The sequence below is a fragment of the Selenomonas sp. oral taxon 126 genome (assembly GCF_001683335.1).
In the GTDB taxonomy this organism is placed as follows: domain Bacteria; phylum Bacillota; class Negativicutes; order Selenomonadales; family Selenomonadaceae; genus Centipeda.
This window is the reverse complement of the sequence record NZ_CP016201.1, coordinates 320782-329657: the sequence shown is the minus strand read 5'-3', so window position 1 is coordinate 329657 and position 8876 is coordinate 320782. Positions and strand designations below refer to the sequence as shown.

At 55.3% G+C, this 8876-nt stretch carries 8 protein-coding genes; 7 read left to right on the top strand and 1 reads right to left on the bottom strand.

Annotated features, from left to right (window positions below; translation table 11 throughout):
- The 3 genes from dndD to AXF19_RS01415 all read left to right on the top strand — a co-directional run.
- Window positions 1-1158, top strand: a 1158-nt coding sequence (dndD, locus tag AXF19_RS14885; protein WP_237141645.1) for a DNA sulfur modification protein DndD, incomplete at its 5' end; no start/stop codon positions are given.
- Window positions 1148-1531, top strand: coding sequence for a DNA sulfur modification protein DndE (gene dndE / locus AXF19_RS01420; RefSeq protein ID WP_066844063.1), 384 nt, complete (start codon window positions 1148-1150; stop codon window positions 1529-1531). The genes dndD and dndE, both read left to right, overlap by 11 nt.
- Window positions 1528-2679 carry a cysteine desulfurase family protein gene (locus tag AXF19_RS01415; RefSeq protein ID WP_066844060.1) on the top strand — a complete coding sequence of 384 codons (1152 nt, stop codon included), beginning with the start codon at window positions 1528-1530 and terminating at the stop codon, window positions 2677-2679. The genes dndE and AXF19_RS01415 overlap by 4 nt, the downstream gene beginning before the upstream one ends.
- A 62-nt stretch (window positions 2680-2741) precedes the next feature.
- Here AXF19_RS01415 and AXF19_RS01410 read toward each other — a convergent pair whose 3' ends face one another.
- A complete protein-coding gene (locus AXF19_RS01410) occupies window positions 2742-2966 on the bottom strand; it encodes a hypothetical protein (RefSeq protein WP_066844057.1) in 225 nt (74 codons plus the stop codon).
- A gap of 135 nt (window positions 2967-3101) precedes the next feature.
- Here AXF19_RS01410 and AXF19_RS01405 point away from each other — a divergent pair, with 135 nt between their 5' ends.
- From AXF19_RS01405 to AXF19_RS01390, 4 genes are all read left to right on the top strand, one after another.
- On the top strand, window positions 3102-3881 hold the full coding sequence (locus AXF19_RS01405; RefSeq protein ID WP_066844054.1) for a DUF134 domain-containing protein: 780 nt from the start codon (window positions 3102-3104) through the stop codon (window positions 3879-3881).
- Window positions 3882-4237: 356 nt separating this feature from the next.
- Window positions 4238-4738 (top strand): flavodoxin family protein, encoded by a 501-nt coding sequence (locus tag AXF19_RS01400; RefSeq protein WP_066844051.1) that lies wholly within the window; start codon window positions 4238-4240, stop codon window positions 4736-4738.
- Window positions 4735-6387: a heme anaerobic degradation radical SAM methyltransferase ChuW/HutW gene (gene hutW, locus AXF19_RS01395; RefSeq protein WP_066844048.1), complete on the top strand. Its 1653-nt coding sequence runs from the start codon at window positions 4735-4737 to the stop codon at window positions 6385-6387. The genes AXF19_RS01400 and hutW overlap by 4 nt, the downstream gene beginning before the upstream one ends.
- A gap of 192 nt (window positions 6388-6579) precedes the next feature.
- The gene (locus AXF19_RS01390) at window positions 6580-8715 is read left to right on the top strand and encodes a TonB-dependent receptor (protein WP_084784730.1); all 2136 of its coding nucleotides are present in this window, start codon (window positions 6580-6582) and stop codon (window positions 8713-8715) included.
- Window positions 8716-8876: the final 161 nt, after the last annotated feature.

Below are 8876 nucleotides of genomic sequence, written 5' to 3'. Positions count from 1 at the left end.
AGCGGCGCCGAAATCGCCGCAGAGCTCGAACAGAATCAAAACGCTCTTGTGGACTGTGCAGCGGGGGAACTGCCGCTGGTTTTGGTGCAGGACCTTGTCCGTACGATCAAGCTGCAGGCGCAGGATGAACACAATGACCGCGTGATGACGGAGGCACTTGCTGCGATTGATGTGCTGCTCGCGGAATACGCCGTTCAACATGCGGAGCAGCAGGAGGCAAATGTCTCCTTTTTGTCATATGTGCGTGCGCAGACGCTCGCGGAGGCAGTTACGCCGTTCTATCATCTATCCGATCATGCGCTGTTTCAGATGGGGGCACTCGTCGAGGAGCTGCTTGCAGAGAGTACGCAGCGCGCGCGCCGCCTCTTGGAAGAGAAGGCGGCATTGCAGGAGAAATTGGACGCGTGCGACCGCCATCTTGCACTGGGGGCGGACGAGCAGACACTCGGCAGCCTCACGGAGGAGATCCGTGCACAGGAAGCCGCCGTGGATCGACTGACGGTGGAGCACGCGCGCGCGGAGCAGGAGATGCGCGCTGCAGAGGCGTCGCTTGGTACTGTGACCATTGACTACAGCCGTGCACGGGAAGTGTATTTGCAGAACGCCGAACTGCGGGACGACAATGCGCGTATGGGGAAATATGCCAATATGGCACTGCAGCTGACGGAAGCATTCTCCGCCGCACTCCAACAGAGGAAAACAGGCGTGCTCGGCGAAACAATCACAGCATGCTATAAGAAACTGGCGAACAAGAAGCATTTGATTGATCGGATTGAGATGGATGCCGAGACACTTGACCTCGTCTATCTGGATGCGGACGGCGCAGAGGTTGCCAAGGAGGCACTGTCGGCGGGCGAAAAGCAGCTGATGGTGATTGCAATCCTCTGGGCACTTGCGATCTGCTCGAAGAAGAAACTGCCCGTGATTATCGACACCCCCCTTGCGCGTCTTGACACCATGCACCGCATGGCACTCGTGACGAATTATTTCCCGCACGCGGGCGATCAGACGATCATCCTGTCCACAGATGCCGAAATAGATTCGTACTTCTATGAACAAATGCTGCCGGCGATTGGGGACACGTATACGCTCCGCTACGATGAGGAGACAAAGAGCACAGTGGTATTGAAAGGATATTTTCAGGAACATGCTGATTAAACAAGTTCGCTTATCCCATCAGGCGAAGGAACAGCTGGGGCGGCTCAAGGCAAAAACAGGCATCCGCAGTCGGAATGTTCTCTGCCGTTGGGCACTGGCGTACTCGTTGGCGGAGCAAAGCGTGCCGACCGATTCGGAAATTGCGGCGGACAGCAACGTGGAGATGTCCTGGCACACGTTCGGCGGCGAGTACTACGAGATCTACGAGGCTCTCATACGCGCGTGGTGTCTGCGCATGGGGCTGCCGACGGATGACGAGACGGTTGTGAAATACTTTCGGCTGAACCTCGAGCGCGGCATTGCACATCTTGCAGGGACAGGATTTATTCGAAGCGTGGATGATCTCCTGTTGTTGGCGGTGAAAAAAGCATGAGCATCTATCTGGACTACAATGCCTCCGCCCCGATTGCCCCCGCCGTCCTGCAAGTGATGGTGGACGTATACCAAAACCGAAGCGGAAATGCGGACAGCCGCACCCATTCCTATGGTGACGAGGCGCGTGCCGTCGTGGAGACGGCGCGTAAACAGGTCGCGTCGCTGCTCGGGATTTCCCCGTCTGAGGTGTTCTTTACAAGCGGTGCGACGGAGAGCAGCAACATCGCCATACAGGGGCTTGCGGAATACGCCCACAGGAGTGGGAAATGCCACATCATCACATCCTCCATTGAACACAAGGCGGTGCTTGAGACGGTCAGGATGATGGAGCGGCAGGGATTTGACGTCGATTTCGTTGCCCCCGAGCCGTCCGGACGCGTCGATGCGGCGAAGATCGTGGACAAACTCCGTGATACAACCCTCCTCGTCAGCCTCATGCACGTCAATAACGAGACGGGGATTATACAGCCTGTGGAGGAATTGGGTGCGGAACTGGCGGCGCGGGATGTTCTCTTTCATGTCGATGCTACGCAGAGCTGCGGCAAACTGGTCGATGAACTGCGTACACTTGCGTATCATATGCTTTCGTTCAGTGCGCATAAGCTGCGTGGCCCGCAGGGCATCGGCATTCTCGTCCTGCGAAAGAAGGGGTACAGACGTCCTCCTGTAAAGGCGATCATGTACGGTGGGCAGCAGGAGCACGGTCTGCGTCCCGGTACGATCCCCGTCGCACTCGCCGCAGGCTGTGGAGCAGCGTGTGCGCTTGCCGAGGTACACTATGCGGAGGATGCAGTGCGTCTGAAGGAGATGAAAGAACGCGCGATGGAGCTGCTTGATGCCTCCGAGCTCTCCTATGCGGTCAATGGTGATCCCGCGCACTGCCTCCCGAACACACTCAATGTCTGTCTGCATGGTGTTTCCTCTGAGGCTCTGATGATCGCGACAAAGCAGTACTGTGCCGTGTCGAATGGCTCTGCCTGCACCTCGACCGACTATACGCCGAGCTACGTCCTCGCGGCGATGGGGCTGTCCGCAGAGCGCATTGCAAGCTCCATCCGCATCAGTTGGGGCGCGGACACCGATCGCGAACGCTTCAGCGAAGAATTTGCAAAGCTGCTCACGGTGGCAAGGGAACTCGCACAATAAAAGACGGTTCTGTTGGGAAAGCATTGACTTTCCCAACAGAACCGTCTTTCGTTCGTTCAATATCAGCGTCCACAGCCGCAGCCGCCGCGTCTCTGATTTGCGCACGTATCGCGTGATGTCTGTGCGCAGTCGCCGTCGTAGCAGTAACCTGCATTGCCGCCATAGCAGTACGCCGTGTTCTGACGCTGCGGCAGCTCGCATGCGCCGTCCTCGCAGCCATAGGCGATTGCCTGTGCACCTGTGGCGAGGATGAGCCCCGCAAACAGTCCTGCAATCATCTTTTTCATAACCATTTCCTCCCAAAATACAATGGACTTTCACCTCTATTTTATCATACTTGTCAAGCACAAGAAAAACATAATTGACATATGCCGAAAACTTTGCTAATATAATAACTGTCATATGACAGAAATGGAGGGGCTATGCCACGACCGAAGCGATGCAGACGCATATGGAGCTATCCGGACTTTTGGAGCTTCGCGCCGGAGGATGCAGAGGAGGAGCAGGACGAGACTGTCATTCTCGGACTGGACGAGTTCGAGACGATCCGACAGATCGACTACTGCCGTCGGACGCAGGAGGAATGTGCCGTAGCGATGGGCGTGTCCCGCGCGACGGTGACGGGCATCTATGAGTCTGCACGGTTCAAGCTCGCGGATGCGATCGTCTGTGGGAAGCGCATCCGCATTGCGGGCGGCGCGTATCAGATCGAGGAGGCGGCAGTGCCCCGTATGAAAGAAAAAGGAGAGTATACGATGAGAATTGCAGTACCCTATACAGAAGGTCAGATCGAGCAGCATTTCGGTAGAGCAAAGCAGTTCAAGTTCTACGATGTTGCAACCAATGTGGCTGAGGAGATTGTGGACACGGTCGGCGAGGGGCATGGCGCACTCGCGGCATTTCTTCACACGGCGCAGGCGGATCTCGTTATCTGCGGCGGCATCGGCGCGGGCGCACAGACGGCGCTCGCCGAGGCGGGCATTCAGCTCGTCTCGGGCGTGAAGGGTGATGCGGATGAGGCTGTGAAGCAGCACCTCGCGGGGACGCTTGTGGCGAATGCGGATGGCGGCAAATGCAAGCACCGTCACCAGCACGGCAAGCATGGTGAACATGGCTACGGTCACGGCGATCACCATGCGCATGGAGAGCACGGCGAACACTGCGGACATCACCACGCACATGGGGAACACGGCGCGCACTGAGATCGGCATAGGAAGGCACCGCTTCGGCGGTGCTTTTTTGTGCGCAATAACATAGTTGAAAATTATAGATAAAGAGAAATAGTGAATATGTAAAAATAAAAATATAAAAATGTGAAGCTCACATATCCTGAAGAAAATATGAATCCGATTTTCTCAATAAGCCTGTTATAATCGAGAAAATAATTGAGAAAGAATATAGTTTCTTGTATAGATCTCAAATAAACCAACAAACATGAATTTACTTCATAATTATTATTTATGATTTTTGCAAAAAACACTTGATTTTTTGGAAATGCTGTTATATTATATGAATCAAGCAAAGACAATATTCACATTGATATATAGGAGCATATGTTATGAACAATGAAGTTGCTGTCATCTACTCCTCGCGCACGGGGAATACGGAGAAGGTTGCAAAGCAGTTGGCGGAGGCGCTCGGCGCAACCTGTCACAGCGTGAAGGATACGTCGGCGGTGCCCGAGGGCGCGGATCTCTGCGTCGGTACGTGGATCGACCGTGGAACGGCGGACGCAGGTGCGAAGAAGTACATCGAGAGCCTGCGCGGACGGCGCGTTTTCCTCTACGGAACGCTCGGAGCGGAGCCGGAGTCGGAGCACGCGGAGAAGTGCATCGCGAACATCCGCGCACTCTTCGACCCGTCGAATGAGATTCTCGGCGCGATTCTCGTGCAGGGGGCGATTGACCCGATGCTGATCGAGATGTTCAAGAGTATGCCGAAGGACAATGTGCATGCCTTTACCGAGGAGAACGCGGCGCGCTATGCGGCGGCGGCAAGTCATCCGGACGCATCGGATTTTGCACAGGTCATCGCGGCGGCGAAGGAGGCTCTCGCATGAATACGTTTGAGACGAAGCTCGCAGGTCTCTCCGAGGAGGCGCGCGGCTGGCTGCTCGGCACGAAGTCGGCGAACCCGCTCGGCTGTGCCTTTACGAAGAAGCGCGTCGTGCACCCGGGTGCGGGCGGCAAGCGCATGATTATGGACAAGGCGGAGCAGACGCGCATCTGGGCGGAGCTGATGAATGCAGCGCCCAATCCCGCTGATGAGCGTTCAGTCTACATCCATATCCCGTTCTGCGACAAGAAATGCAGCTACTGCGGCTTCTTCCAGAACTTCACGCGCGAGGAGGCGGCGCATCACTATGTCGATGTGCTTCTCGATGAGCTGGATGCGGCGGCGGATACGCCGTATGTGCAGGGCGCGCCCTTTCAGGCGGTGTTCTTCGGCGGCGGCACGCCGACGGCTCTGAGCGATGCCGATCTCTCGCGCCTCGTGCGCGCTGTACGCGATCGTCTGCCGCTGACGAGCGACTGCGAGATCACGCTCGAGGGACGCATTCACGACCTCTCGGAGAGCAAGGTCGAGGCGGCGATGAACGCGGGCATCAACCGTTTCTCCCTCGGCGTGCAGTCCTTTGACACGCGTGTCCGTCAGTCCATCGGGCGCATTGACGACCGCGATACGGTCATTGCAACGCTCCACCGCATGGTGGAGAAGCAGGGCGCTGTCGTCATCGCCGACCTCATCTATGGGCTGCCCTATCAGTCGATGGAGGTCTGGGAGAACGACGTGCGCACGCAGTTCGAGATCGGGATTGCGGGCGGCGACCTCTACCAGCTCAACGTCTTCCCGTCGAGCGAACTGGCACGCCGCATCGAGTCGGGGGATCTGCCCATGCTCCCGACGACGGAGGAGCAGGCGGAGTATTTCCGGCGCGGGCTTGAGATTGTCGCGGAGTACCCGATGGCACGCCGCATCGATACGACGCATTGGACGACGGATCACCGCGAGCGCAGCATTTACAACACGCTTGCAAAGCGCGGCAACGACGTGCTCGCCTTCGGCTCGGGCGCGGGCGGCTTCATTGGACAGATGATGTGGCGCAATCACGGCGCGCTCGCACCGTATGAGAAGATGGTCGAAGAAGGCTCGAAGCCGTTCCAGTTTATGGGCGAGCAGGCGGATGAACACCGTATGCACAGCGAGATCGGCGATCAGATCGAGCACGGCTACCTCTACGCGCCGTTCTTCGAGAAGAAATACGGCGTCGACCTCCTCACCGAGCTTGCGCCGCTCCTCGCCGCATGGGAGGAGAACGGTCTCGTCACGCGCACGGCGACGGGCTTCCGTCTGACGCTCGCGGGCGAGTTCTGGCACGACAACCTCATTCAGGGCTTCCTCGAGGCGTATGCGCTCACGCAGGAGGCCGAGGTAAAGCTCCGCAAGGAGAACGTCGCCCTGCAGGATATGATTCCGAAATCCGTGCGATCCATGCTCGAGGCGATGTTCCCGGACGGGATGCCTCCACAGATGGCGGCGGCACTCGCGGGCAAACCCACGCCCGAGATGGAGAACCATCCACATATGCAGATGCTCAAGAACCTCATCGAAAAAGAGCGGGAGAAGGAGCGCGCCGCAGGCGATTCCGCCCCCGACCTCAATACCGTCATGCGCACCTCCACACGTGAACTTGGAAAAGCTGTGTAATATATAGATAAAAGACCCTTTACACTGAAATGGACGCTGTATATTTCTCATAAGAGAGATGTCGGCGTCCTTTTCTATGTAATTTTTATGAACTTATTGACAATGAATATCTATATTGATAAGATAACTCCTGATGTTTGATGATGCTCTGATAAAAAATGATGAGCGTCAAATGTGTGCTTACAAATAGAAATGGAGACTGAGATGAAGCAGCACAAGCGCAAGAGTTATCGTTCCTATCTGAGCCTGCTCGTATGCAGCTATCTGACTGTATGTGGGGGGGGAACGACGGTGTCGTTTGCGGCGGATATGTCGGAGACACAGGAGGCACAGAGTGCGCAGGAGAGTGCGTCTGCCACGGCGCCGATCAAACTCTCTGACTCCTATGTCCGTCCGGACTACGTGGAGATCGAGAAGCTGCGCGATACGAAGCAGATCATTGTCATCACAAAGAAGATGATTGAGGAAAAGGGGTATAAGACCATCTCAGATGTGCTGAAGGATCAGCCAAGCATCAATGTCGGCGCTACATTCTGGGGGGAAATTGACATTCGCGGGCAGGGCGGCGATCAGGCGCATCGCAACATACAGGTATTGATTGATGGTGCTCCCATGACGACGATGGTCACGCACCCGCTGCCGAACAACTACGATTATGTGCCCGTAGAGCAGATCGAAAAGATCGAGATCATTCCAGGCGGCGGTTCTGTCATCTATGGTAGTGGTGCGGCAGGCGGCATCATCAATATCACGACGAATCTCAGGAGCATGAACAAGCCGCAGCGGACGGTGACGACAGAGTGGAACTCGGACGGCTATCGACTGGGCTTCAACTATGGGGACAAGGTCGGCGAAAAGTTGACGGTGCAGGGGGGATATAATAAGCTGGAGCGCGATCTCTATTTCAAAAATACCTACCGCGACAGCGACTATCTCTTTGCAGGGCTGCGTTACGATGCAGACAGCGATCATTCTGTGACATTCCGTTTTAGTCATTTGGAAGAACAAAGTCGTTTTGTACAAAATATTTCACGGAGCATGGTTGAACGCTACGGTCGGAACGCACGACCCTCCGATGGAAAGTATAATGACGGCGATCGGGATCTCAATACGTATAATCTCACCTACAACCAAAATCTTGGCGGTGGATGGAAATTCAGCGGTGATGTCTTCTATGCGGATGGAAATTATAGGAACTCGAAAATTGTCAACGGGCGTATGTATCACGATTCTTACGGTACGCGTATGAAGTTTGACTATGCGTATGGCAAAAGGGATTCTCTGCTTATCGGACTTGATTGGCTCAATCAGTCATCCCATCTAGACTACATATCCGGGAGAAAGCTCATGTCTTTCAATTATGAAAAAGAGACGCGGGCACTCTATTTGCTGAATCAGATGCGGCGCGGTAAGTTTACCTTTACGCAGGGCGTTCGCCGTGAGGATCTCATCTGGTCGTTCGATAAAGATGGGGGAACGCTGAGGAGACCGATCGGCGGTAAGGCCGACTCGCATCGCTGGAACACGGCGGGAGACCTTTCCGCCGCTTATCAGTACGGCTCCATTGGACGCGTGTTCGTGCGCTATGAGCGCGGCTTTACCAGTCCGGACGGTTTGCAGATTGCAGACGAGGTCTACTCAGGGCCGTCGGGCAAGGTCTATCAGGCGACCACCGCGCAGGAAGAGCACTACAATCTCTACGAGATCGGCGTGCGCGATAAGATCGGCGCGACATCAGTTAATCTGACGCTCTTTGCATCTATGACGAACAATGAGTTGAATCGTCCGTATTTTATCGGTGCCTACGGACCTGAGTACAAGACCTTTAATATGTTCAACGTAAGACGACGCGGCGTAGAGCTGACCTTGCAGCAGCGACTCGGCAAACTCGATCTGACGGAAGGGTATACCTATTTGCATGGTCGCCGTACATATACGGAGCAGGGGCGCGCCATCCTAGACGAATATGGTGAGGATGCGATCGACTTTACGAACAGCGGACTGGTGGCTGTACCAAAGCACAAGGCGATCATTCAGGTAAACTACACGTTCGACAAGAAGTGGAGCGTCGGCGCGAAGTATACATATTTTGGCTCCTATAATAATTTTGTCAAAGAATCCAAGCGCAATGAGATGGGCAGCGTCATAGAATCCTATGGGCTTCTGGATGTGAACTTTAAGTTCAAACAAAATGAAGATCTCGAATGGTACGGCGGCGTTACCAATGTTCTCAACAAAACCTATTATGAGTATGCAAGCGAAGGGCTGTGGACGCTTACGCCGGGATTCCCGCGCACCTATTTTGTGGGTGCACGGTATAGCTTCTAAGGAAAGGCGGGGGATGATGGAGATTTTTGAACTGCTCGCAAAGGGCGGGCTTGCGATGATTCCGATAGGCCTTGCCTCGTTCATCAGCGTGATGATCGCACTGGAACGCTTCTCGTACTATCGGGGGCAGGAGGAGCGGTCAGCAGACTTTTCGACGGAGT

Excerpts from the sequence above, each read along its gene's own strand:
- hutW (WP_066844048.1), top strand. The coding sequence starts at position 4,735 with ATGAATACGTTTGAGACGAAGCTCGCAGGTCTCTCCGAGGAGGCGCGC.
- dndE (WP_066844063.1), top strand. The coding sequence starts at position 1,148 with ATGCTGATTAAACAAGTTCGCTTATCCCATCAGGCGAAGGAACAGCTG.
- AXF19_RS01400 (WP_066844051.1), top strand. The coding sequence starts at position 4,238 with ATGAACAATGAAGTTGCTGTCATCTACTCCTCGCGCACGGGGAATACG.
- AXF19_RS01410 (WP_066844057.1), bottom strand. The coding sequence starts at position 2,966 with ATGAAAAAGATGATTGCAGGACTGTTTGCGGGGCTCATCCTCGCCACA.
- AXF19_RS01405 (WP_066844054.1), top strand. The coding sequence starts at position 3,102 with ATGCCACGACCGAAGCGATGCAGACGCATATGGAGCTATCCGGACTTT.
- AXF19_RS01390 (WP_084784730.1), top strand. The coding sequence starts at position 6,580 with ATGGAGACTGAGATGAAGCAGCACAAGCGCAAGAGTTATCGTTCCTAT.
- AXF19_RS01415 (WP_066844060.1), top strand. The coding sequence starts at position 1,528 with ATGAGCATCTATCTGGACTACAATGCCTCCGCCCCGATTGCCCCCGCC.